Source organism: Streptomyces sp. NPDC005820 (assembly GCF_040630255.1).
In the GTDB taxonomy this organism is placed as follows: domain Bacteria; phylum Actinomycetota; class Actinomycetes; order Streptomycetales; family Streptomycetaceae; genus Streptomyces.
In genome coordinates this window covers 54,530-77,235 of the sequence record NZ_JBEXXE010000042.1, presented here as the reverse complement: position 1 = coordinate 77,235, position 22,706 = coordinate 54,530, and the positions used below count along the sequence as shown (strand labels likewise).

The following is a 22,706-nucleotide window of genomic DNA, read 5'->3' as shown; positions in this document are numbered from 1 at the left end:
GGAACGACGGCTCAGGCCGCCCTGGCGTCCTTGCTGGGCCCGACACACAGCGCCCACATCACGAAGCCGTCGATGACGATGAGCATGACCGCCCAGAACGGGTACCAGGGCAGCCAGGCGAAGTTGGCGATCATGGACAGTCCGACCAGCACGATACCGATGAGCCGGGCCCACAGGGCCCCGCTGAACAGAGCGATGCCCGCCAGCGTGACCACGATGCCGAGCACGAGGTGCATCCAGCCCCAGCCGGTGAGACTCCACTGGAAGGTGTAATTCCGCGTCGTGACGAACACGTCGTCCTCGGCTATGGCGGCTATTCCTTCGAATATCGCCATGACGCCGCCGAACACCATCATGATCGCGGCGAACAGCGTCCAGCCGGACACGGCCATTCCCCCGCGAGCCGTGGTGTCCGTCATTCCTCTGCCCTGCGTGGCCATGTCGAGCTCCTTCGCTTCGGCGAACACACAGAACCAGGCTGCCACGGATTACGGCACCCGGCAGATCAAGGGGAAGCGTGCTCCAATGGAGGGACCGTCGAGGAAAAAGGAGATCGCCATGCCTGGTCTTCTGCGCGGAGTCGCCCGCACCGCGGTGGTGGCGGGAACGGCGACCGCGGTCTCCAACCGGGTGTCACGCCGTCAGCAGGGCCGCTGGGCCACCCAGGCCGCCGAGCAACAGCCCTACCAGCAGCCCCAGAGCTACCAGCAGCCCCCGCCGCCCCCGGCACCCCAGGCACCCCCGTCGACGGCCGACGAGATGACCAACAAGATCGACCAGCTGAAGCAGCTCGGCGACCTCAAGGCCCAGGGCGTGCTCACCGAGGCCGAGTTCGAGGAGCAGAAGCGCAGGCTGCTCGCCTGAGGGCACCGCGTACGATCGCCCGATGCCGCCCACCCCGGTCGCCCTGCGCGCCACCGCGCATCCCGACGCACCCGCCCTCGCCCTGCGCCCCTGGCGCCCCGCCGACGTCCCGGCGCTTCTCGACGCGCTGCGGGACCCGGTGCTGCGCCGCTGGACCGGTCACCGGGTGGACGACGAGGCCGAAGGGGCCCGCTGGATCGAGTCCCAGCGGGAGGGCTGGGCCTCGGGGAGGCGGTTCTGCTTCGCCGTCGTCGAGGAGCGCCCCGTCGAGGAGCGCCCCGCCGGGGAGACCGGTGACCGTCTCGTCGGCCAGGTGGTCCTGAAGACGGCCGGCCCCGGCGCCCCGACCGCCGAGGTGGGCTACTGGACGGCCGCCGGCGCACGCGGCCGGGGCGTGGCCCCGCGCGCCCTGCTCACCCTCACCGAATGGGCGTGCGCCACGTTCGCGCCCACCGGACTGGGCCGTCTCGAACTCCTCCACCAGGTGGACAACGAGGCGTCCTGCCGGGTCGCCGAGAAGACGGGGTACGTCCTCGACGGCGTCCTGCCCGCCGCCCCGCCCGGCTTCCCGCTCGACGGTCACCGTCACGTACGGATCGTCACCGAACCGTCACGCGTGGTCACTCGCTAGAACCGCGCGCACCCGGCCGGCTGTCCGTCTCTGCGTCTGGACCGATGCGGGTCGGTGAGGACCGGCCCGGCGAACGACCGGGGGACGGCATGCGCGGGACGGCGTGGATGGTGGTGGCGGTCTCGGCGGCCGCGCTGGCGGTGAGCGGGTGCGAGCCCGGCCTGGAGGACGTGGGGACGGCCCCGGCCACCTCGTCCCCGGCGACGACGGACGACGCGGCGCCCACCTGCCCGGCCGAGAGCCTGGAGGCCGCCGCCCGGCAGGCCGCGGAGCGCCCGGCCGGGACCGGGACCGGGGCGGCGGTCGTGGCGTTCACCAACGTCTCGAAGACGCCCTGCGTGCTCGAGGGCCACCCGACGGCCGCGGGCGCCGGCAACGGGTCCCCGGACCGCAACCGCCCGCTGGACGTGACCAGGAGCGGCACCGCACGGCCGGTGACGGTGGCCCCCGGCGGCACGGCGTGGGTGAAGCTGACGTTCGTCCAGGTACAGGGCGAGGCCGACGGCTACTGCGCCTCGGGGGCGGACCCGGTGACGTACCCGACCCTGGTCGTGGGCCTGCCGGGCTCGGGCAGCCACCAGGTCGCACTGGACGACGGGCTGTTCGCCGAGTGCGACGACCTGGTGGACGTCACCCCGGTGTCCGCCACGGAACCCGCCTGAACGTACGGCGGTGACAGCACCCTGAGGGGGCGCGGGCCGTACAGACACACGACGGCACATCGCGCCGCGCACCCGCCACGGCCAGCGCCACCGTCACCCCCACCGACAGCACCGCCATCACGGTCATCGCGGTGGCCGCGGAGGTGAGTTGGGCCACCGTCCCCGCCACCCCCGCGCCCACCCCCTGCATGCTCCCCATCCCGGCGGAGTGCAGCCCCAGCGCCTGCCCGCCGAGTCCGGCCGGGGTGAGGGCCATCAGGCGCTCCTGCTGCACCAGGCTCGCCCCGAAGCCGACCGAGGCGAGGGCCGCGCAGACGGCGGCGACGGGGAGGGCGGGCCGCAGGACGAAGAAGAGGTAGGGGGTGGCCAGCAGAAGCAGCAGCGGCGTGGCGAGCCGGCCCCGGACGGCCGGCGGCACGAACCGGCCGACCGTCACGTCGCCGACCAGCATCCCCAGCGCCGCGCACGCGAACAGCGTGCCCGCCGCGTCGGGGGCGTACGGCACGAACAGCGCCTCGCAGCCGACGACCAGCCCGTTGGGGACCCACAGGCCGAGGTAGGTGAGCCGGCGGGCCCGCAGGGACCACAGGACGGCGTTGGCGCGCCGCGTCGCGGCGGCCGAGGGGCGGCCCGTGGCGCGCGGCGGCCGGGCGGTCAGGCCGAGGCGGGCGACGACGGCGGCGACGGCGTGGAGCAGGGCGGCGAGCAGGAGCACCGGGCGGGGGTCGAGGGCGGTGACCAGGGCGCCGCCGACGGCGTACCCGGTGACCTGCGTCAGCCCGCTCATGACGTTGAAGAGCGAACGCCCCGGCAGATACGACCCGTCGCCGCCGAGGATCTCGTTCAGCAGGCCCCAGCGGACGCCCCCGCCGAGCGAGGCGATCAGGCCCTCCAGGAAGACGACCGCGAGGACGGCCCCGACCGGGAGGCCGGGCAGGGCGAGGGCGGCCGTGGTGACGGCGAAGGCGAGGGACAGGCCGGTCAGCGTGGCCCTCGGGGCCAGCCGGTCGGCGCCCGAGAGCAGCAGGGTCGCGCCGACGGCCTGGGCGAGCGAGGGTCCGAACATGCTCACCGCCGACAGCAGCGGCGAGTCGGTGGTCCGGAAGACGAGGGTGCCGAGGGCGAGTCCGCTCACCGTCTGGGCGGCGGTGTGGGCGGCGGAGGAGAGGAAGAGAGGGGTGAACTCCGGGGTGCGGAAGAGCTGTCGGTAGCCGGTCATGGCCGGAGTCTCGGGCGGGCCGGGAAGGGGCGGTTATTGTTTCGCGGTCGCGCGAAACGTCGGTACGCGAAACATCGGCATGCGAAACGTCGGTACGCGAAATCCCGTATGCCACAAGGAGGTTCGCGGTGGGCTGGTGGCAGCTGAACGCCGACACGCTGGCCCGCAGCCGGTTCGTGCTCTCGCCGCTCGCCGAGACCTTCGCGAGCGTGAAGCTGCTCCAGTGGGGTGTGGGCGCCCATCCCGGCGAACAGGACTGGCTGCGGGCCCATCTGCCCGCCTACCGCGTCGAGTTGGCGGCGGAGCCGGTGACCGCGCTGCTGATCCGCGCCGGGCTCGGGCGAAGCTGGATCGCCGACTTCCTCACCCCGACCCCGCGCGACGGCGAGAGCTTCGAGGAGGGGGTGGCGCGGGTGCGGGCGGCGGATCCCGCCGAGGCCCGCGCGCATCTGCGGCTCTCGCTCGGCGGTCCGCTGCCCGCCGCCCTGGACCGCGACGATCTGCCCGAGCGGGCGGCGGCGCTGCTGGAGTACGTGTGGGAGGCGGCCGTACGGCCGTCCTGGGAGCGTCGGCGGCATGTCCTGGAGGCGGATGTGGTCGCGCGGACCGCGCAGGTCAGCCGGGGCGGCTGGGCGGCGGCGCTGGACTCGCTGCGGCCGGGGACGCGGTGGCTCGGGGAGAGCCGGTTCCAGGTGAACGCGCATGAGTACCCGCCCCGGGAGATCTCTGGGGCGGAGCTGGTGTTCGTGCCGGTCACCCCGAGGGCCGGGTGGGTGTCGTGGGAGGGGCGGGAGCGGTACGCGGTGGTGTACCCGTGCGCGGGCCCACTGGCCGGGGACCACCGGGAGCGGGCGGTGCCGGCGGCGCTCGGCGCGCTGCTGGGGCCGGGGCGGGCGGCCGTGCTGGTGCTGCTCGGCCAGGGGTCGCTGAGCACCACCCAGCTGGTCGCGCTGACCGGGCAGGGCCTGGGCTCGGTGGGCCGGCATCTGCGGGTGCTGCTGGACGCGGGGCTGGTGGAGCGACGGCGGGCGGGGCGGTCGGTGCTGTACTCGCGGACGGCGGCGGGGGAGGTACTGGCCGGGGCGGCGCAGGAAACGGAAGGGGAGAGCGCCCCCGGTTAAAGACGGGTTCACCCCGCGGGGCTAGCATCCGCCCATGACTACTGATGCCGTTTCCTCCCCCCTCGACGTCGAGATCGGTGCGCTCAAGGGTGGGTCCGCGCAGCTCTCGGAGTACTCGGGCCAGGTCGTACTGATCGTGAACGTGGCCTCCAAGTGTGGTCTGACCCCGCAGTACAACGGGCTGGAGAAGCTCCAGGAGCGGTACGCCGCACAGGGCTTCACCGTGCTCGGCGTGCCCTGCAACCAGTTCCTCGGGCAGGAGCCCGGCACCGCCGAGGAGATCGCGGAGTTCTGCTCGGCGACGTACGGCGTGACCTTCCCGCTGACCGAGAAGGTCGAGGTGAACGGCGAGGGCCGGCACCCCCTGTACGAGCGCCTGGTCGGCTTCGCGGACGCGGAGGGCCACACGGGTGACATCCGCTGGAACTTCGAGAAGTTCCTCGTCGGCCGGGACGGGTCCGTGGTGGCGCGCTTCTCGCCGCAGGCCGAGCCGGAGTCCGACGAGGTCGTCACCGCGATCGAGGCGCGGCTGGCGTAGCGGCCGGCCCGCTTGGCCCTGCCCTTGACCTTGTCCCTGGGGCAAGGCGGAGTCTCCTCGTCGCCGGGCGGAGCAGACCGCCCGGTGACGGAGGATGACCAGGTGAACGTACGCGACGACGACGAACTGCTGACCATCGGCGCGTTCGCCGCGCGGGCCCGTCTCACGGCCAAGGCGCTGCGCCTCTACGACCGGCTGGGCCTGCTGGCCCCGGCGCGGGTCGACGAGGCGAGCGGCTATCGCTACTACCGCGCCGGCCAGGTGGACCGGGCCCGGCTGGTGGCGATGCTGCGGCAGCTCGACATGCCGCTGGCCCGGATCGCCGAGGTGGTCGAGACCGGTGGCGCCGAGGGCGCGGACCTGCTCGCCGCCTACTGGACCGAGGCCGAGGCCCGGTTCGCCGCCCGGCGCACGCTCGCCGAGTACCTCCGTGGACGACTGTCGGGGAGGAGCTCCGAGATGTACGAGAAGTTCGAGGTCGCGATCGTCGACCTGCCCGAGCAAGTGATCATCACCGAGACGCGGCATGTGCTGGCGGACGAACTGCCCACCTGGATCCCCGCCGCCCTCGGCCGGCTGGAGGCGGCGGCGGGCGAGTGCGGGGGCACCACCGGCGCGCCGTTCGTGGCGTACCACGCCGAGGTGTCCATGGAGAGCGACGGACCGGCGGAGTCCTGTGTGCCGGTCGCCGACGAGACGGCGGCCCGGGCCTGGGCGGCCGCCCAGGGGCGGTCCCGGAAGATCGAGGTGCGGGTGGAGCCGGCCCGGCGGCTGGCGTCCACCCGGATCAGCAAGGCGCAGGTCGCCCATCCCCAGATCATCGCCGCGTTCGAGGCGGTGGAGGCATGGATGAAGCGGGAGGGCTGGGAGTACGACGGCCCGTGCCGTGAGGTCTACTTCGCCGACTGGGACGCGGCGGGCCCGGAGGACCCGGTGTGCGATGTGGCGTTCCCCGTCAGGCGCGGTTAGGACCTGAACAGGCCGAGCCCCCTCGGCAAGGACGGCGATCTTGTCGAGAGGGCTCTGTCGGTGGCTGTGCGACGGTCGAAGGTGAACCGGGGAGTTGCTGAGACGTTCCTCGCCCTACTCCTTCACCGACGCCACGAAGGCGTTCCACGCGCCGGCCGGGAAGGCCAGCTTGGGACCCTCGGGGATCTTGGTGTCCCCGAGTTCCAGCGTCTCCAGGACGGTCGACCTGACCATCACGCAGGCGCCGTTGCCGTTGGTGTAGGAGGACGTCGTCCACGTTTCCGTGGCGCCCAGACGAATTGCCATTGATTGCTCCGTTAGCCAGTTGGCGAGGTCACGGTTTTGCGCCAACGTCGGTGATCGTTGGCGTGATCGACGCTACTCGCCAACCCCGCTAATCGGAGGAGTCATTCACTCGGTCGAATGGCATATTCCAGGTGAGTCTTCCAGTTAAGCGTGTCAGCGGTGTACTATCCGCCGCCGCACCCCGGAAAGCTCATTCCGGAGGGATTTTCATCGCGCGTAGTCCTTCGCCAGGTCGTCGATGACCCGGCGGGAGTGCTCGACGTTCAGCGCCTGCGCCCGCAGGTGCTCGTACATCACCGAGTACTGCTGGACGTCGTACGCCTTCTCCAGATAGAGGTCGCTCGTCACGCCCTCGATGTAGACCACGCTCGAGTCGGAGGCGTCGGCGAACTCCAGGATCGTGTACTGGCCGTTGAGGCCGGGATGCGCGCCGACCTCGAACGGCAGCACCTGCACCGTGACATGCGGAAGCCTCGACATCTCGGCGAGGTGCTCCAGTTGCTCGCGCATCACCAGCCGGCTGCCGACGACCCGGCGCAGGGCCGCCTCGTCCAGCACCACCCACAGCCGCAGCGGGCCGTCCTCGTTGGTGATTCGTTCCTGCCGCCGCAGCCGCACCTGCACCCGCTTGTCGACCTCGGCCTCCGGCCGCTCGGGCAGCGCGCCCCGGATGATGGCCTCGGCGTACGCGCGGGTCTGCAACAGGCCGGTGACGGTCTGGGGTTCGTACACCCGCAGCGACTCCGCGTCGGTCTCCAGACCGATGTACACGCTGTACGGAATGTCCCCGAAGGCATGCCACCAGCCCTGCTGGCGGGAGTCCTTCGCCATTTCCATCAGCGATTCGACCATGCGCTGGTCCTCGACCTCGTAGACTCCGCAGAGGTCGCGCACATCGCGCTGGCTGATGCTGCGTCGGCCGTTCTCCAGTCGGCTGATCTTCGACTGGGACACGAGCAGGCGCTCGGCGACCTGTTCGGCCGTCATGCCCTTCTCTTCACGGAGTCGGCGCAACTCCTGGCCCAACCGGCGTCGCCTGACCGTGGGATTGACATTGGACGTCACGGGACGCGCACCTCCGGCTGCATGCCTGTAATTGACACTTTGCGTATCTGCTGTTGAGCAGACTGCCACCAAGGTGCTTCGTACCGCTGGAAAACGGTGGATATGCGGCCGGTACACGCCAGTTCGGATCACGCCCCCTACAACGCGCGGACCGCGCCCCGGACATGCGTCCGCGCGGGGCGGCGGCGCCGTGCGTCGCGACGGACGTACGGCTTCACCACCCCGCGCGGGCCGCGGCGGCTCCCGAACGGGTCATACGGGTCGTGCGTGCCGGCGCTTGGCCGGGTGTGTCGCGGAACCGCGGCTCAGTGGGCCACGACACGCGCCATGGGGCCGCGGCGCGGCTGTGCCGGAACTCCACGGGCGGGTTCCGGTACGGGCCGTCCGCCCGGTCCGGTCTGCCGGCCGGCCGGAGCCGCCGGGCTGCGGCGCGGCTGGGCGGCCGCACCGTTCTGGACGTCCATCACGGCGTGCGCGACGAGACCGCCCATGGGGTCGTGCCTGATCAGGTCCCGCAGCCGGGAGCGGGACGAACGTCCCTCGTTCCCCGGGTACAGGTGCTTGCCGAGGCCGACCGCGTGCGCCAGTGCGGCGAGCGCCGCGGTCCGCGGGTCCGGCGGTACGCCGGTGCGGATCGCGGAGTCCAGCCGGGCCTTGATCTCCCGGCTGATCTCGGTGTCCGTCGCCTGGTAGCGAGTGGTCGGCAGCACCCCGCACATCTGACCCGCCACGGCATGCACCATGCCGCACCGCTCCAGATGCGAGAGATAGGTCTGGCGCAGCCCGAGACGCGGCCCGCCGATCCAGTGGACGGCCCGTACCGGAGCGCCACGCCTTCGCAGCAACTCCAACGCACAGTCCAGGGTTGGATCTCCTGTCGGCCGTGGGGACACCACGGCGATACGATCCCCGTCAGGGGCTATCCGCCCGGCCAGCGCCAGCTCCACTAGCTGTGCTCCGGCCAGACCAAGGTCGAGCGACTGCGGCTGTGCGGTGGTACCCGTGGTCGGGTCCAACGCCAGCAGAAGAAGCTCTTCCGGAATCGTTCTGCGGCTCCTGCCCATCCATGCCTCCCCGCGTGGATGAATGACAGGGTGACCCCTCTCACATTGGTCTGTCGAGGGTGCGTGACCTGTTTGTAGTGGAACCAGTAGGTATGTCGTTCTCGTCTACCGCAGGAGCCAAGCCCTCTACACAGGACACTGGTACATGGTTCGGACAGCGCCCCGAGGCGGGTCCGGGGCGGGCGTTCACGGTTCGACAGGCACAAGGAGGCATCGGTGGCGGGCGAGTCCCCCGACAGGTCGAAGCAGCGCGAGTCGTCGGCAGAACCGACGTCGGGGAGCGCGGGTACGGTTCCCGAGGCACGCGAGGCCCGCGAGGTCCGCGATCCGCGGGTGGCGGTGGCCCGGGAGAACGGGGCCCCGGCGGCCTCGGCCGCGGAATCCGGCTCGCGGGGCGGGGTGGACACGGCGACACGGGTCTTCTCCGTACGCGAACTGGAGATCGAGGAGCCGAAGGAACGTACGGAACCCGAGGAACCGGAGGACGCCCGTCCTGAGCCCGAGGACGCCCGTCCTGAGCCCGAGGACGCCCGTCCTGAGCCCGAGGACGCCCGTCCTGAGCCCGAGCCTGAGGACGCTCGCCCGGAGCCAGAGGACGCAGCCCCGGAGGCCGAGGAGCCCGAGGTTGCGGCCGCGGAGGCCGAGGAGCCCGAGGACGCGGCCGTGGAGGCCGATGGGGCCGAGGGCGTGGACGAGGCCGAGGGAAGCGCTGAGAGCCCTTCTGAGGGCCCCGAGAGCTCCGGAAGCCCCGAGGACACCGAGACCGCCCCGGACGCCCCCGAGGACCGCGAGGACCGCGAGGACCGCGAGGACACGGAGAACGCCTCGGCGGGCTCGGAGCGCTCGGAGGAGCCCGAGGACACCTCCGAGCGCTCGGACGGTTCCGGGGACGCCGAGGACGGTTCGGACGCCGGTGCCGCTTCTGACGGTTCTGACGGTTCTGACGGTTCGGACGCCGGTGCCGCCTCGGAACCCTTGGACGGTTCCGCGGGCGACGCCGACGAGAAGGGCAGCGCGGAGGGTCCGGAGGACTCGGCTCCGGAGTCCTCCGGGGCAGACCTGCGTACGGACACCGACAGCGCGCAGGACGACGACGAGCCCGCCCCCTCCGCCAAGCCCGTGCCCAAGTGGGCCTCCGGAGGCGAGAAGGAAGACAAGGCCGACGACTCTCCCGTCGACCAGCCCACCGCCGTCTTCAAGGCCCCCCGGCCCAAGCCCGCCGTGGACCAGCCGACCACCATGCTCAAGCTGGGCGGGGCCCTCAAGCCGAAGGCGGACGAGCCCAAGGCCGACGAGCCCGAGGCGGACACTCCCCCGCCCGCCGAGCGGACCAGCAAGTTCGTCGCGCTCAAGCCGCTCGACGAGCCGCGCCCCCCGAAGGCGAGCGGTGACATCACCGCCGTCACCGCGCTGGTGCCCCAGATCGGCCCCGAGCGGACGACTCAGCAGCCGCTGCCGCCGAAGCCGCCGATCGACCTGCTGGCGGAGCTGACCAACACCCCGCCGCCCCCGCCGACCCCGATGCGCACGCTCGGCCGGCGGGTCAAGATCTGGACGCCGCTGGTCATCCTGCTGGCGATCGTGTTTGCAGTCGTGCAGGCCGTCCGCCCGCTCCCGGCGACCGCGCTGACGCTCACCGCGAAGGACTCGTACACCTTCGAGGGCGGCAAGCTCTCCCTGCCGTGGCCGAACGAGGGCCAGGGCTGGATGGACGTCGACGGCGTCGGCACGATGGACAGCTTCGGCAAGCAGACCCCCGTCGCCATCGGCTCGGTGGCCAAGACGATGACCGCGTACGTCGTCCTCAAGGACCACCCCCTGAAGACGGGCGAGGACGGCCCGAGCATCACCGTCGACGCCACCGCCGAGAAGGAGGGCGGCTACGACCAGACCGGCGAGTCCACCCTCAACAGCGTCAAGGCCGGCGACAAGCTCACGCTCCAGCAGGCCCTCTCGGCGGTGATGATCCCGTCCGCGAACAACATCGCCCGGCTGCTGGCCCGCTGGGACGGGGGCACGGAGGCCGCGTTCGTCAAGAAGATGAACGCCGCCGCCAAGGAACTCGGGATGACGAACACGACGTACACCGACCCCTCCGGGCTGAAGGAGACCACCGTCTCCACCGCCGAGGACCAGGTGAAGCTCGGCAACGCGGTCGTGAAGATCCCGGCCCTCGTGGCGATCACCAGCGCGGCGAGCTGGACCGACCCCTCCGGGCAGTACTTCTCGAACTACAACGAGCTCCCCTACAAGATGGGCGCGATCGGCATCAAGACCGGCTCCACCACCGCGGCCGGCGGCAACCTCCTCTTCGCCGCCCGCAAGGAGGTCGGCGGTGAGACGGTCACCGTCGTCGGCGCGATCCTCGGCCAGCACAAGCCGACCATCCTCAAGACGGTCAACGAGGTCAGCCAGACGGCCCTGACGGCCGCGAAGGAGGCGCTGGCCTCGGCGAAGATCGTGAAGAAGGGCGATGTCGTCGGATACGTGGACGACCAACTCGGCGGCCACACCCCGGTCGTCGTCACCAAGGACGTCACGGCGGTCGGCTGGGCCGGGCTGACGGTGAAGCTGAAGTTCGCCGCCGACGAGGTCCCGCACACCGCGAAGGCCGGCACCCAGGTGGGCACGCTCACCGTCGGGGACGGCACCAGCGGCGCGGTGAAGGTCCCGGTCGCCCTGGAGAGCGATCTCGTCGAACCGGGCTTCCAGGACAAGCTGACCCGACTCGGCTGACCCGACCCGGCCGACCCGTCGGCCGCGTCCGTACCTCTCGCCACCCCGCCGGGCAGCCGCCCGGCGGGGTGCGTGCTAGCGTCGCGAAACGGGACAGGTCGCCGGTCGCAACGACGCTGCCGTGAAGCGGACGCGAACAGGGCGCGACCGAGAACAGAAGACGGGACACGGGGAGTGCCTTCAGGTGGCCACTGCGGAGCCGACACGCGCCGACGACACCGGTCCGGGCCCGGACACCGGCCCGCGCATCAAGCTGCCCGCACCTCAGTCCGGCGAGCACGACCATGACCCGCACGACGCGATGACGGCCCCGACGAAGGCCTCGGCGCAGGCCGCCGCGCCGCAGGACCCGGCGAAGCCGGGCCCGCGCGCCGCGCTCGACCGGCTCGGCGGATTCCTCCGCCGGCACCTGGTGCTCTCCGTCACCGCGCTGTCCGCGATCGTGCACCTCATCTGGTTCTTCACGTTCGCGAACAGCGGCGGCGATCTCGCGGCGCAGGACGCCTGGGCCGAGTTCGTCGGCCGGCACCCCGACTCCGCGTACAACCTCGCCTGGTACGGCGGGATGCACCCGGTGTCGTACAGCGTCATCTCGCCGTATCTGATGTCGGTTCTCGGCGTCCGTACGACGATGATGATCGCCGGCACCCTGTCGGCCGGCCTGCTCACGCTCGTCCTGCTGCGCTGCCGTCCGGTGAAGAACCCGGTGTGGCCGGCGCTGGCCGGGGTCTTCGCCCTGCTCTGCAACGCCGCGTCCGGGCGCGTCACCTTCGGCCTCGGCAACATGTTCGCGCTGGGCGCCGTGGCCGTCGTGTTCTGCTGGCCGTACCGCTGGCGCTACAAACGCTGGGCGAAGGCCCTGTGCGCCGCCCCGCTCGCCGCGCTCGCCACGATGGGATCGCCGGTGGCGGGGCTGTTCGTGGGCATCGTCGCCGCGGCGCTGTTCCTCCAGAAGCGGCGGCCCGGCGCCTGGGCGCTCGGGCTCGCCCCGACCGCCGTCGTCGCCGTCTCCGCCTGGCTGTTCCCCTTCTCCGGCACCCAGCCGATGTCGATCGGCTCGGCGTCGCTGCCGTTCATCTACGCGGCGATCGTCTTCTTCGTCGTCCCGCGCGACTGGAAGACCGTGCGGATCACGGCGGCGGTGTACGGCCTGGGGGTGCTGGGGGTGTGGCTGATCAGCTCCCAGATCGGGTCGAACATCACGCGGCTCGCGATGCTGTTCTCGGGTGTGGTGCTGGCGGCCGCGCTGCCGTTCGCGGTGCCGCGCAGCCGCAAGTGGTACGTCATCGTCGTCGCGTCGCTCGGGTTCGTCGGCTGGATCGGCTTCAAGTCGGTCGACGACGTCATCCGTACGACCCCGGCGGCCTCCTGGGCCCGCGAGCTGGCGCCGCTCGTCAACGAGCTGCAGGGCGTCGGCGCCGAGAAGGGCCGCGTCGAGGTCGTCCCGGCCCGCTCCCACCGCGAGGCGTCCGCGCTCGCGCCGTACGTCAACCTGGCCCGGGGCTGGAACCGGCAGGCCGACATGGAGCGCAACCCCCTCTTCTACGACGACACGCTCAACTCCGCCAACTACCACGAGTGGCTCCAGCGGTGGGCGGTGCACTACGTCGTCGTCCCCAAGGAGGCGCTGGACGGGGACGGCGGGGAACGGGAGCGGGAGCTGATCCAGCGGGGGCTGCCCTATCTGGAGCAGATCTGGGGCGACGCCAACTGGCAGCTCTTCAAGGTCACCGACCCGGCGCCGCTCGCCGAGCCCTACGCGGTCGTGCAGCGGGCCGAGCAGGGCGAGATGACGATCGACGTGAAGAAGGCGGGCCGGGTGCTGATCCGCATCCCGTACTCGCCGTGGCTGAGCGTCGTCGACGCGGAGGGCAAGAGCCTGAAGCCGCCCCAGGAGACGGAGGCCTCCAAGAACCGCGCGGAGGGCGAGCCGAAGACTTACACGAACGTGAACGGCTGCCTCTACGAGACGGAGGAGGATCCGCAGGGCGACAAGTGGACGGTGCTGCTGGCCCCGAAGGCCGGGGTGTACCGGCTTGCCGCGCCGTATCAGCTGCCGCGCGGCACTCCGTGTCCCGACGAGTTGAAGTCACCCTGAGTCGGTGTGGGCGTACCCACCACCCGTTTACGGCTGGGCAGGATGGGCCGCGGTCATCTCAGGTCCGCCACATGGCGGTCCGTCCCCGGCACCGTCGGGATGAACGGGGCCAGTAGCTCCAGTCTCCCCAGGCCCGACCCCGTGATCTCTGCCTCCAGGCCCGTGAAGCGGTCCGCCCAGCACTCCCTCGGGTCGCTCTCCAGGAACCACAGCAGCGTCAGCCGGGTGTCGACGCCCTCGACCTGCTTGACGTAGGTCATGCGGTCGCCGGGGAGGGGTGTCGGGCGGAAGACGGTGACCATGGCCGTCGGGGAGCCGGCCAGGCGCTTCGGGAGGTGGCGGGCGCGCAGCCATTCCAGGAGTTCGGCGCGCTGTTCGGGGGAGTCGCTGTCGATGACCTCGAGCACCAGCCCGGCGTAGGGGTGGTCGAGGGCGTGGTGGTCGCGGGGGCCTGCCGCGCCGTCGCGGTAGACCGTCGTCGCGTGGTCCTGGAAGGCCGTGAAGACGTGGGTGCGGTCCTGGTAGACGCGGGCGTCGCGGTTGAGGCGTTTGTTGATGGCGACGGTCCACTTCATGTGGTCGTCGTAGCGGCCGTCGGTGATCCAGTAGGTGGAGAGGTAGCAGCCGGCGGTGACGGGCTGGGCGATCGCGGACTTCTCCGGACAGCGGAGGAGTTGCAGGTCCCTGGTCGCCACCCATCTCCGTCCCGCGTACATCCAGGGCATGGCCATCGCGCCGGCGTAGTAGTGGTCGTCCTCGTACCAGCGGTTGTAGGCGTACTCGTGGCCCGGGTGCGGTTCGACCATGGTGATCAGGGCGTGGCCGGGCCGGACCCCGTACGGCCCCACGGCGGCCAGCTCGGCGTACGTCTCGCTGCGGGTCTCCTCGCTCATGCGTCTTCCCCTTCCTCGGCGGGCGGACCATACTCTGACGCTCCGTCAGACAATGCGCCAGGGTCAGGGAGGTCCCGATGTCACTGCTCGCCGACAGGACGGTCGTCGTCTCGGGGGTCGGGGCGGGCCTGGGCCACCAGGTCGCCGCGGCGGTCGTACGGGACGGGGGGAACGCCGTGCTCGCCGCGCGGACCGAGGCGAATCTCGCCAAGAGCGCGGCAGAGATCGATCCGGACGGGACGCACACCGCGTGGCGGGCGACCGACATCACCGACGAGGGGCAGTGCGACGCGCTGGCGGGGCTGGCGCTGGAGCGGTTCGGGGGGATCGACGCGGTGGTCCAGGTCGCCGCCTGGGACTCCTACTTCGGCGGACTCGAGGACGCGGACTTCACGACCTGGCAGTCGGTCATCGACGTGAACCTGCTGGGATCGCTGCGGATCACCCGGGCCTGCCTGCCCGGTCTCAGGGAGCGGGGCGGATCGGTGGTCTTCATCGGCACCCAGTCCGCGGTCGCGGCCCCCTCCCAGGTGCGACAGGCGGCGTACGCGGCCTCCAAGGGCGCGCTGACCAGCGCGATGTACTCGCTGGCGCGGGAGCTCGGCCCGCACCGCATCCGGGTCAACACGGTCCTGCCCGGCTGGATGTGGGGCCCTCCGGTCCAGGCCTACGTCCACTTCACCGCGGCGACGGAGGGCGTACCGGAGGACGAGGTCCTCGCTCGGCTCACCGACCGGATGGCGCTGCCCGACCTGGCCACGGACGGGGACGTCGCGGACGCGGCGGTGTTCCTGGCCTCGGACCGGGCGCGGGCGATCACCGGACAGTCGTTGCTGGTCAACGCCGGGGAGCTGATGCGCTGAGGCCCACACATCATGTTCACGTAGGTGAACACAGGCCACCATACCGAATACTTTTACCTCCCTTTGACCTTACGGTTCCTTGTCGTGTCCACGCAACAGCGCCCACGATGAGCGCCGGGCTGAACCCTGGGAGGGCGCACATGAACGGTCTCGACTGGGCCGTGCTCATCGGCTATTTCGGCGTGATGGTCGCCATCGGCGTCTGGTCGCACAAACGCGTCGACGACGTCAGCGACTTCTTCACCGCGGGCGGCAAGATGCCCTGGTGGCTGTCCGGGATCTCGCACCACATGTCGGGCTACAGCGCGGTGATGTTCACCGGGTACGCGGGCATCGCCTACACCTACGGCGTCACCTCCTTCGTCACCTGGTCCTTCCCCATCGCCCTCGGCATCGCGATCGGCTCCAAGCTGTTCGCGCCGCGCATCAACCGGCTGCGCTCGCGCCTCCATGTCGCTTCCCCGCTCGAGTACCTGAAGAACCGCTACGACCTGAAGACCCAGCAGGCGCTCGCCTGGTCCGGGATGCTGCTGAAGATCGTGGACGTGGGCGCCAAGTGGGCCGCCATCGCCACCCTGCTGTCCGTCTTCACCGGTATCTCCCTCAACCAGGGCATCCTCATCACCGGCGCCATCACCGCCGTGTACTGCACGATCGGCGGGCTGTGGGCCGACGCGCTCACCGAACTCGGGCAGTTCGTCATCCAGTTGCTGGCCGGCGTCGCGATGTTCGTGGCCGTCGTCCTGAAGCTGAACGACAAGGGCATCGGGTTCCTCGACGTCTGGGACGAGCCGGCGCTCCAGGGCCACGGCAAGCCGCTGGTCGGCCCGTACGGCACGGTCTTCCTGCTCGCCTTCCTCTTCATCAAGCTCTTCGAGTACAACGGCGGCATGCTCAACCAGGCCCAGCGGTACATGGCCACGGCCACGCCACGCGAGGCCGAGCGCTCCGCGCGGCTCTCGGCGGCGCTCTGGCTGGTGTGGCCGGTCGTGCTGTTCTTCCCCATGTGGATGTCACCGCTGCTGGTCACCGCGCAGAAGCCGGACGGCTCGGACTCCTACGGCCTGATGACCGAACAGCTGCTGCCGCACGGCCTGTTGGGCCTGGTCGTCGTCGGCTTCTTCTCCCACACCATGGCCATGTGCTCCTCCGACGCCAACGCGATCGCGGCCGTGTTCACCCGGGACTGCGCGCCGGTGGTGTGGCGCCGGGCCCGCACCTGGAACCAGGGGCAGGGGCTGCGGGTCGCCCGGATCACGACCGTCGTCTTCCTCGGCCTGTCCATGGCGGCGGCCACCCAGGTCAACTCGCCCACCTTCAAGGACATCATCACCGTCGTCATCAAGTGGGTGGCCGGGCTCATGGGGCCGATGGCGATCCCGATGATGCTGGGCCTGCTGCGGCCGTTCCGCCGCTCCGGCCCGACCGCGGCCCTGGCCAGCTGGTCGATGGGGTTGCTGGCCTTCTACCTGGTCAACTACCCGATCGACGAGCGCGTCGACGGCGGGGTCCCGCTCCAGTACCAGGTCTCGATCCCGCTGGCCGTCTCCCTCGTCCTGTACATCCTCGTGGGCTTCATCAAGCCGGAGGACACCCCGGAGCGGCTCGCCCTCATCGAGAAGATCAACACGGACGGCGACTCCTCGGGCGCGGCGGCGGCCGTCCCGGGCCCGCGGGACGCCGTACCGGCGAAGGACTAGTCCCGGATGTACGCGCCCTGCAGGGCGTCGGCGCCGGGAACGGGGACTCACGCTCGAGGCACTCGCGGCCACGACCGGGATCTCGGTCAGCACACTGTCCCGGTTGACATCCTCCCCCTCTTCAAAAGAGCGGGATTCCAACCTGTTTGGGTTGAGGTTCACGGACGTTCTTCGACCGCGTGGGCGGTGTCGTCCCTCCGGCACCGGCTGTTCGCCGGGGGCGGGGGATCCCGCCCTGTCCTGCCGCGACGTTGTGGCTTGCGTTGGTGTCCGCGTTGCAGGTGAAGCCGCAGGACGAACAGACGAACTCGGCTTGGCTCTTGCGCGAGTTCTTGTCGATCCATCCGCAACTACTGCACCGCAGAGATGTGTAGGGGGCGGGTACGTCCTCGACCCGGCCGGGGGCCTTGTGTCCGGTGCGCTGCGCAAGGAGCGCGGGAGCGTCCTCGTGCCCCTGACGCAGTACCCGGGCCGAGTCCAGGTCTTCAAGCAGGTACTGGCACCCCGCCCGCCGGAACTGGTCACCCATGAGGGCTACGAATGGCTCTGCGTCCTCGCCGGCCGGCTACGCCTCGTCCTCGGGGCGCGGGACTTCACGCTGCGGCCCGGCGAAGTGGCCGAGTTCGACACCGGCGAGCCCCACTGGTTCGGCCCCGCGGACACGGGCGACGTGGAGATCCTGCACCTGTTCGGTCCACGGGGAGACCAGGCCGTCGTCCGCACCGGCCCCTCGACCGCCGGTCCCGCCGGTCCCGCCGGGTCAGATTCCCCGCGGATACCTGGCCAGCCACCCCGGTGACGCGCCCGCCGGGTTGTGCAGGGCCGGGCCCTGCGTCATCTCCATGGCGAAGTCGTCGGCGAGTTCCAGGATCGTGGGACGGCCCTCCAGCTCGGCCAGCCAGGCCGGCGGGAGGGCCGTCTCGCCGTGCAGGGCGCCGAGCAGTCCACCGGTGAGGCAGGCGGTCGGGGCGGCGGGACCGCCCTGGTTCACCGCGAGGCGCAGCCCGTGTCGGACGTCCTCCGCGACGAGCGCGCAGTACACGGCGGCGGACAGGACGCCCGGCGCCCGCCCCTCCCCCACCAGTTCCGCGACCCGCGCCGGCCCCGGCAGCCCCTGCCGTACGGCGCCCAGCGCGCGCTGCAACGCCTCCGAGACGAGCTCGTGCCCCGGCCGCGCCACCAGCAGCGCCAGCGCCCGCTGCACCGCCCCGTCCACGTCCTCGCCCCGGGCCAGCGCGTGCACGGTGACGGCGTACGCGCCCGCCGAGAGATACGCCGCCGGGTGGCCGTGGGTCTGGGCCGCGCACTCCACGGCGAGCTGGGCGACGAGCTGCGGCTCCCAGCCGACGAGCAGCCCGAAGGGCGCGGAGCGGGCCAGCGGCTCGGGCCCGTCGGCCGCCGGGTTCTTGGGGTCGTCGAGCGTGCCCATCCGGTCGTCGCCGAGCCCCATGAGCAGCGGGCGGGTCGGCTCGCGGCGGGCGTACAGCCACTCCTCGCGGGCCAGCCAGCCGTCGTCCTTGCGGCGCAGGTCGGGGCCCCAGTCGCGCTGGGTGACCGCCCAGCGCAGATACGCCCGGTGCAGATCGGTCGGCGGATGCCAGGCGCCGATGTCGCGCCGCACCTGGGCGCGGATGAGCCCGTCCACGGTGAACAGGGTGAGCTGGGTCTGGTGGGTGACGGCACCGCGCCGCCCGAAGGCGGGGGCGAGGTCGACGACCCCGTCCGGCCCGTGGACCTGCCGGATCTCCTCGATCCCCAGCCCGTCGACGGGGGCCCCGAGCGCGTCCCCGACGGCCGCCCCCAGCAGTGTGCCGCGCACCCGGCTGCGGAAGTCCTGCTGCTCGGCACGGCCCCAGACGGCCCCTGATGTCGTACTCACCAAGTCCTCCCAAGGCCACCGGGCACCGTCCGTACGTACGACGTCCGTCACTGTAATCGAACGGGGTCACGGGCATGCGGTGGGTGGAGGGGTGGTGCAGGCCCGGTGGAGGTCCGGGCATCGGCCGTCGCGTCAGGGGGGTGGCGGCGGCAGGTCCGTGTGACGCGACCGTAGGGCGTCCCGGGCCCGCGTGACCCGGGCCAGGCGGGGGGTGAGGCGGGTGGTGTCGGCGTCCGGGCTGTTCAGGAGGTCGGTGAGGGCTTGGGCGAGGTTGGCCAGGTCGTCCCAGTCCTGGTCGGCGGCCGGTGCCTCGGCGAGCCGGCGGTCGGCCTCGGGCCAGTCGGAGAGGGCGCAGGCGGCGATGCACCGTGCCGACACGAGTTCCCCGGCCGTCAGTCTGCCGTCCTGCGGGACCAGTTGTGCGAACTCCCGCCAGAGAGGTTCGGCCGCCCGCGTCCCCTCCGCCCGGCCGGCCGTCAGGGCCAGCAGGTAGACGCCGTTGAGGGGATCCGTCGCGCGTATCCGCTCGGCGGCCTCGCGGGCCGCCGTCCACTCCCCGGTCCGCCAGTGCAGCTCGGCACGGAGCAGTTCCGCCTCGTCGTCCGGCAGCGCGGCCCCGTCCGAGCCGGACAGCCGGGCAGCCGCCTCCTCCCACCGTTCCTGGTGCATCAGCAGTTCCACGGCGGTACGGCGGGCCCAGTCCGCCTCCTGGCCGAGAGCGGCACAGCGGTCCACGTCGGCCAGCGCCTGCTCCAGGCGCCCGGTGGCCACCCCCACCCGAGCCCGGCGGGCGAGCGCCCATCGGTAGTCGGGGTCGAGCTCCAGGGCCCGGTCCAGACAGCGCAGGGCCTGCGCGTGGTCCCTCAGGGAGTGGTACGCCGCCCCCAGCGAGGCCCACGCGTAGTCGTACCGCGGGTCCTGCTCCACGGCACGCCGCAGGGCGGTCACCGCCTCCTCGGGCCGGTCCGCGAGCCGGTACGCCTCGCCCAGTTCGGCGGCGGCCCAGCCGTCCTCGCCGTCCAGTGCCTCCACGCGCCGCAGATCCTCGAACATGCCGTCCAGGTCGTCCAGCAGCCGCCGCGCCCGGGCCCGGCGCACCAGCGCCCAGATGTAGTCGGGGTACAGCTCGACGGCCCGGTTCAGATCGGCCAGGGCCTCCTCGGCGCGGCCCAGTTCGAGGCGGGACGCGCCACGGCTCGCGAGCGCGGAGGTGTGGTCGGGTTCGAGGGCGAGGGCACGGCCGAGTTCGGTGACCGCGTCCTCGTGGCGGCCCGCCTGCCGGTAGGCGTCGCCGCGCTCGGACGCCGCCCAGGCGGAGTCGGGCGCGAGGGCCACCACCTGGTCCAGGTCGGCGAACGCCTCGTCCCACTGCTCCCGGGCGCCCCGCAGTCGCGCCCTGCGCACCCGCGCCCACAGGTAGTTCTCGTCGAGGCGGATCGCCCGGTCGAAGTCCGCGAGGGCCTCGTCGAACCGGCCCAGGGCGTGCCGGCACGCCGCCCGGCCGGCCAGGGCGATGTCATGGTCCGGGTGGAGAGCGAGGGCTCGGTCGAACTCCGCGACCGCGTCCTCGAAACGGCCCGCCAGCCGGTGGGTCTCGGCGCGTTCGGCGACGATCCAGTAGGTGTCGGGGGCCAGCCGGTCCGCCCGGTCGACGGCCGCGAGGGCCTCCGTGAAGTCGTGCGTCGCCTGCAGGGTGACCGCCCGGCCGTAGTGGGCCCTGACGAGGGTCGGATCGAGTTCGAGCGCCCGGTCGTAGGCTGCCAGGGCGTCCTCGTTCCGGTGGTCGCCGCGCAGTTCCCGGCCGTGCAGCGCGTGCGCCATCGCCCGGCCGCGGTCGTCGAGCCCCGGCCGGTCCAGCAGCAGCCGTACCGCCGCCGTCACCCCGGCCGTGTCGTCCGCGAGCGCCTCACGCAGGGCCCGGCCCCAGTCCCGTACGGCGGGCGCGTCCGCCGCGCCGCCCGCCTCCTCCATCGTGCGGGCCCAGCGGCGGCCGATCACCGGGCTCTCCCGGCAGGCCGCCACGGCGTCGCGCAGGGCCTCGGGGAGAACGGCACGCGGCCGGGCGCACAGACGGTGGTACGTCTCCTCCAGCCGCAGTTCACGCCACGGTTCGTGCTCCCACTCGTCGTCGGCCGCCAGGTCGGCGGCCGCCTCCTCGCGTCGGTGTCCGAACGCCTCCGCCAGCCGGTCGTGCCGCTCGGTCCAGCCGCGCGGGGAGCGGCGCCGCTGGAGCCGCAGCATCTGCTCCCGCACCAGGTCGTGGTAGCGGACGTGGGTGCCCCGGTCGTCCACGAAGGGCAGGCCGCGCAGCCAGCCGAAGAGCGCGTCGGCGCCCTCCTCCGGGCAGTCGGCGGCCGCACGGAACACCTCCGCGTCCAGTCGCCGCGGGAACGCGCAGGTCAGGGCGGCCGCCCGGCGCAAGGGGTCCTGCTCCCACTTCAGGAACCTCTCCACGGCGGTGGCGCTGGGGTCCCCGATGTCGTCGGGGTCAGCGGGACGCTGTTCGGCCAGGGTGGACACCAGCAGGGGCAGCCCGCCGGTGAGCCGGAGCACGTCCGCGACGACCGGTTCCGCCACCACTCCCTTGCCGGCGAGCAGTCCGCGTGCCTCGGTCTCGGTGAACGGTCCGAGCGGGACCTCCGTGACGAAGTCCGCGAGGCCTCCCCAGCGCGCCGGGGCGAGGGGGAGCTGTCCGGCGGTGACCACGACCGTGTTCTCGGGCAGGGACGCGCCGTACCGGTCGGTGGTCAGCACCTCGTGCAGCCAGCCGTCGAGGACCGGGCCGGTGCGTTCATAGGTGTCGAGGACCAGGACGATCCAGGGGACTTCGGAGGCGGTGTCGGCGAGTTCCCTGAGCAGGACGGGCGTCAGGACGCGTTCGGGGGCCAGGACGAGCTGCACGTCCTCCTGGCTGCGCAGGCGGGAGCCGAGTCCGGCGCGCAACCGGTCGGCGCCCTGGGCGAGTTGGGCCGGGTCGAGGGCTCCGGCGAAGGCGCCGATGCCGGGGACCAGGCCGAGCCCCACCAGGGTCGCGCGGGCCGCCGCCATGCTCGCGGCGGACGGCTCACCGGGCTCGGTCCCGGCCGCCACGACCGCCGCCGCCTCGTGCCGCCGTTCCCGGTGGGCGGCGAGCAGCCGCTCCAGTTCCTTGAACCGGTGGCCCTGCCGGGCGAACTGCTCCGCCAGCTCCGCCATCGCCTCCGGGACGCTGCCGACCGACTCGTCGATGTACGCGGTGGGCGCGCCCCGCTCCCGCGCCAGCTGCTCCAACTCCCGTACGAGGAAGGTCTTTCCGACGCCGGCGTTGCCGTGCACATGGAACAGGAAGCGGTGCCGCTCGTCGTCCGGCGGCAGGTCCAGGTTCTCCCGGAAGGCGGCCCGCTCGGCGCCCCGTCCGACGAAGCCCTGACGTCTGCGCCGTGCGATCAGCTCCTGCGTCGACCGTTGGGTCCGCGCCATCGTTAGGCCCTTTCCGCCGGACGTCCCCCGACGTCGGGCGCACCCATTGTGACGCACCTCAACTCGGAGGGGACACCGACGACTTGACGGGGTAGGGGATCCGGCATGACCACGTCCACCGCACGTATCACACAGACCTCACGCGTCCTTCCGCTCACGGCCACCCTGCTCACCGGCACGGTGGCCCTCTACATCGCCCTCGTGGCGTTCGGGAACATCACCGACTTCGGGACGAACCAGCAGTTCGTACGGCATGTGCTCGCGATGGACGACACCTTCAAGGACGACGACCTGATGTGGCGGGCGGTGACGAGCAAGGGGCTGCAGGACGCCGCGTACGTGGCGATCATCGCGTGGGAGACCGTGGCCGCCGTGGTGCTGGCCGCCGGGACCTGGTTCTGGGCGCGCCGGGACCTCGCCCGGGCGCACACCTTCTCGACGTACGGCCTGCTGATGCTGATGCTGCTGTTCGGCGCCGGGTTCATCGCGATCGGCGGGGAGTGGTTCTCGATGTGGCAGTCGAAGACCTGGAACGGGCTGGAGGCGGCGACGCGGGTGTTCGTGCTCAGCGGGGTCGTGCTGCTGGTCGATCTGCTGGCGTACCGGGAGGCGCGCCGGGACACCGCCTGAGCGCCGCCC

At 72.0% G+C, this 22,706-nt stretch carries 21 protein-coding genes and 1 pseudogene; 13 read left to right on the top strand and 9 right to left on the bottom strand.

Annotated elements, in window-relative coordinates; translation table 11 throughout:
- Positions 1–11: 11 nt before the first annotated feature.
- Positions 12–440 (bottom strand): hypothetical protein, encoded by a 429-nt coding sequence (locus ABZ464_RS39145; RefSeq protein ID WP_359285930.1) that lies wholly within the window; start codon positions 438–440, stop codon positions 12–14.
- Positions 441–558: 118 nt separating this feature from the next.
- On the opposite strand from ABZ464_RS39145, the gene ABZ464_RS39140 reads away from it, so the two are divergent.
- From ABZ464_RS39140 to ABZ464_RS39130, 3 genes are all read left to right on the top strand, one after another.
- Positions 559–864, top strand: coding sequence for an SHOCT domain-containing protein (locus ABZ464_RS39140; RefSeq protein WP_359285928.1), 306 nt, complete (start codon positions 559–561; stop codon positions 862–864).
- A gap of 22 nt (positions 865–886) precedes the next feature.
- On the top strand, positions 887–1,495 hold the full coding sequence (locus ABZ464_RS39135) for a GNAT family N-acetyltransferase (RefSeq protein ID WP_359285926.1): 609 nt from the start codon (positions 887–889) through the stop codon (positions 1,493–1,495).
- Between the two features lie 89 nt (positions 1,496–1,584).
- Positions 1,585–2,157: a DUF4232 domain-containing protein gene (locus tag ABZ464_RS39130; protein WP_359285924.1), complete on the top strand. Its 573-nt coding sequence runs from the start codon at positions 1,585–1,587 to the stop codon at positions 2,155–2,157.
- On the opposite strand, the gene ABZ464_RS39125 is transcribed toward ABZ464_RS39130, so the two are convergent.
- The gene (locus ABZ464_RS39125) at positions 2,126–3,376 is read right to left on the bottom strand and encodes an MFS transporter (RefSeq protein ID WP_359285921.1); all 1,251 of its coding nucleotides are present in this window, start codon (positions 3,374–3,376) and stop codon (positions 2,126–2,128) included. The two genes, ABZ464_RS39130 and ABZ464_RS39125, sit on opposite strands and share 32 nt — an antisense overlap.
- Before the next feature lie 128 nt (positions 3,377–3,504).
- Between ABZ464_RS39125 and ABZ464_RS39120 the strand changes: the two genes are divergently transcribed.
- The 3 genes from ABZ464_RS39120 to ABZ464_RS39110 all read left to right on the top strand — a co-directional run bounded on the left by ABZ464_RS39120 (position 3,505) and on the right by ABZ464_RS39110 (position 6,004).
- Positions 3,505–4,497, top strand: a complete 993-nt coding sequence (locus ABZ464_RS39120) for an ArsR family transcriptional regulator (protein ID WP_359285919.1) — start codon at positions 3,505–3,507, stop codon at positions 4,495–4,497.
- A gap of 34 nt (positions 4,498–4,531) precedes the next feature.
- Positions 4,532–5,035 (top strand): glutathione peroxidase, encoded by a 504-nt coding sequence (locus tag ABZ464_RS39115; protein WP_359285917.1) that lies wholly within the window; start codon positions 4,532–4,534, stop codon positions 5,033–5,035.
- 84 nt (positions 5,036–5,119) lie between these two features.
- Positions 5,120–6,004 carry a MerR family transcriptional regulator gene (locus ABZ464_RS39110; protein ID WP_359285915.1) on the top strand — a complete coding sequence of 295 codons (885 nt, stop codon included), beginning with the start codon at positions 5,120–5,122 and terminating at the stop codon, positions 6,002–6,004.
- A gap of 114 nt (positions 6,005–6,118) precedes the next feature.
- Here the strand turns inward: ABZ464_RS39110 and ABZ464_RS39105 are convergent, their stop codons facing one another.
- The 3 genes from ABZ464_RS39105 to ABZ464_RS39095 form a co-directional block, all read right to left on the bottom strand.
- On the bottom strand, positions 6,119–6,310 hold the full coding sequence (locus ABZ464_RS39105) for a DUF397 domain-containing protein (RefSeq protein WP_055633126.1): 192 nt from the start codon (positions 6,308–6,310) through the stop codon (positions 6,119–6,121).
- 207 nt (positions 6,311–6,517) lie between these two features.
- Positions 6,518–7,375, bottom strand: coding sequence for a Scr1 family TA system antitoxin-like transcriptional regulator (locus tag ABZ464_RS39100; protein WP_133912129.1), 858 nt, complete (start codon positions 7,373–7,375; stop codon positions 6,518–6,520).
- A 305-nt stretch (positions 7,376–7,680) separates the two neighbouring features.
- Positions 7,681–8,439 carry a GPP34 family phosphoprotein gene (locus ABZ464_RS39095; protein WP_359285912.1) on the bottom strand — a complete coding sequence of 253 codons (759 nt, stop codon included), beginning with the start codon at positions 8,437–8,439 and terminating at the stop codon, positions 7,681–7,683.
- Between the two features lie 216 nt (positions 8,440–8,655).
- On the opposite strand from ABZ464_RS39095, the gene ABZ464_RS39090 reads away from it, so the two are divergent.
- Both ABZ464_RS39090 and ABZ464_RS39085 read left to right on the top strand, forming a co-directional pair.
- Positions 8,656–11,175, top strand: a complete 2,520-nt coding sequence (locus ABZ464_RS39090) for a serine hydrolase (RefSeq protein ID WP_359285911.1) — start codon at positions 8,656–8,658, stop codon at positions 11,173–11,175.
- Between the two features lie 184 nt (positions 11,176–11,359).
- Complete coding sequence (locus tag ABZ464_RS39085; RefSeq protein WP_359285909.1) at positions 11,360–13,273, top strand: MFS transporter; 1,914 nt, start codon at positions 11,360–11,362, stop codon at positions 13,271–13,273.
- A gap of 53 nt (positions 13,274–13,326) precedes the next feature.
- On the opposite strand, the gene ABZ464_RS39080 is transcribed toward ABZ464_RS39085, so the two are convergent.
- The gene (locus tag ABZ464_RS39080) at positions 13,327–14,166 is read right to left on the bottom strand and encodes a hypothetical protein (RefSeq protein ID WP_359285906.1); all 840 of its coding nucleotides are present in this window, start codon (positions 14,164–14,166) and stop codon (positions 13,327–13,329) included.
- Between the two features lie 77 nt (positions 14,167–14,243).
- Here ABZ464_RS39080 and ABZ464_RS39075 point away from each other — a divergent pair, with 77 nt between their 5' ends.
- The 3 genes and pseudogenes from ABZ464_RS39075 to ABZ464_RS39065 all read left to right on the top strand — a co-directional run.
- Positions 14,244–15,029 carry an SDR family oxidoreductase gene (locus ABZ464_RS39075; RefSeq protein WP_359285903.1) on the top strand — a complete coding sequence of 262 codons (786 nt, stop codon included), beginning with the start codon at positions 14,244–14,246 and terminating at the stop codon, positions 15,027–15,029.
- A 140-nt stretch (positions 15,030–15,169) separates the two neighbouring features.
- Positions 15,170–16,729, top strand: a complete 1,560-nt coding sequence (locus tag ABZ464_RS39070) for a sodium:solute symporter family protein (RefSeq protein ID WP_359285902.1) — start codon at positions 15,170–15,172, stop codon at positions 16,727–16,729.
- A gap of 25 nt (positions 16,730–16,754) precedes the next feature.
- Positions 16,755–16,841 (top strand): annotated as a pseudogene (locus ABZ464_RS39065) (helix-turn-helix domain-containing protein); the annotation flags it as partial.
- 9 nt (positions 16,842–16,850) lie between these two features.
- Here the strand turns inward: ABZ464_RS39065 and ABZ464_RS39060 are convergent.
- On the bottom strand, positions 16,851–17,258 hold the full coding sequence (locus ABZ464_RS39060) for a zinc ribbon domain-containing protein (RefSeq protein ID WP_359285899.1): 408 nt from the start codon (positions 17,256–17,258) through the stop codon (positions 16,851–16,853).
- On the opposite strand from ABZ464_RS39060, the gene ABZ464_RS39055 reads away from it, so the two are divergent.
- The gene (locus ABZ464_RS39055; protein WP_359285897.1) at positions 17,178–17,528 is read left to right on the top strand and encodes a cupin domain-containing protein; all 351 of its coding nucleotides are present in this window, start codon (positions 17,178–17,180) and stop codon (positions 17,526–17,528) included. The two genes, ABZ464_RS39060 and ABZ464_RS39055, sit on opposite strands and share 81 nt — an antisense overlap.
- On the opposite strand, the gene ABZ464_RS39050 is transcribed toward ABZ464_RS39055, so the two are convergent.
- Together ABZ464_RS39050 and ABZ464_RS39045 are read right to left on the bottom strand one after the other, a co-directional pair.
- A complete protein-coding gene (locus ABZ464_RS39050) occupies positions 17,490–18,608 on the bottom strand; it encodes an ADP-ribosylglycohydrolase family protein (RefSeq protein ID WP_359285894.1) in 1,119 nt (372 codons plus the stop codon). The genes ABZ464_RS39055 and ABZ464_RS39050 overlap by 39 nt on opposite strands.
- 132 nt (positions 18,609–18,740) lie before the next feature.
- Complete coding sequence (locus tag ABZ464_RS39045; protein ID WP_359285891.1) at positions 18,741–22,067, bottom strand: tetratricopeptide repeat protein; 3,327 nt, start codon at positions 22,065–22,067, stop codon at positions 18,741–18,743.
- A 105-nt stretch (positions 22,068–22,172) separates the two neighbouring features.
- Here ABZ464_RS39045 and ABZ464_RS39040 point away from each other — a divergent pair, with 105 nt between their 5' ends.
- Positions 22,173–22,697: a DUF2165 domain-containing protein gene (locus tag ABZ464_RS39040; protein ID WP_359285888.1), complete on the top strand. Its 525-nt coding sequence runs from the start codon at positions 22,173–22,175 to the stop codon at positions 22,695–22,697.
- Positions 22,698–22,706 lie beyond the last annotated feature (9 nt).

Bases quoted from the DNA above. Each gene is read 5' to 3' on its own strand.
- ABZ464_RS39145 (WP_359285930.1), bottom strand. From the start codon at position 440: ATGGCCACGCAGGGCAGAGGAATGACGGACACCACGGCTCGCGGGGGA.
- ABZ464_RS39140 (WP_359285928.1), top strand. From the start codon at position 559: ATGCCTGGTCTTCTGCGCGGAGTCGCCCGCACCGCGGTGGTGGCGGGA.
- ABZ464_RS39135 (WP_359285926.1), top strand. From the start codon at position 887: ATGCCGCCCACCCCGGTCGCCCTGCGCGCCACCGCGCATCCCGACGCA.
- ABZ464_RS39130 (WP_359285924.1), top strand. From the start codon at position 1,585: ATGCGCGGGACGGCGTGGATGGTGGTGGCGGTCTCGGCGGCCGCGCTG.
- ABZ464_RS39125 (WP_359285921.1), bottom strand. From the start codon at position 3,376: ATGACCGGCTACCGACAGCTCTTCCGCACCCCGGAGTTCACCCCTCTC.
- ABZ464_RS39115 (WP_359285917.1), top strand. From the start codon at position 4,532: ATGACTACTGATGCCGTTTCCTCCCCCCTCGACGTCGAGATCGGTGCG.
- ABZ464_RS39105 (WP_055633126.1), bottom strand. From the start codon at position 6,310: ATGGCAATTCGTCTGGGCGCCACGGAAACGTGGACGACGTCCTCCTAC.
- ABZ464_RS39095 (WP_359285912.1), bottom strand. From the start codon at position 8,439: ATGGGCAGGAGCCGCAGAACGATTCCGGAAGAGCTTCTTCTGCTGGCG.
- ABZ464_RS39080 (WP_359285906.1), bottom strand. From the start codon at position 14,166: ATGAGCGAGGAGACCCGCAGCGAGACGTACGCCGAGCTGGCCGCCGTG.
- ABZ464_RS39075 (WP_359285903.1), top strand. From the start codon at position 14,244: ATGTCACTGCTCGCCGACAGGACGGTCGTCGTCTCGGGGGTCGGGGCG.
- ABZ464_RS39070 (WP_359285902.1), top strand. From the start codon at position 15,170: ATGAACGGTCTCGACTGGGCCGTGCTCATCGGCTATTTCGGCGTGATG.
- ABZ464_RS39060 (WP_359285899.1), bottom strand. From the start codon at position 17,258: ATGGGTGACCAGTTCCGGCGGGCGGGGTGCCAGTACCTGCTTGAAGAC.
- ABZ464_RS39045 (WP_359285891.1), bottom strand. From the start codon at position 22,067: ATGGCGCGGACCCAACGGTCGACGCAGGAGCTGATCGCACGGCGCAGA.
- ABZ464_RS39040 (WP_359285888.1), top strand. From the start codon at position 22,173: ATGACCACGTCCACCGCACGTATCACACAGACCTCACGCGTCCTTCCG.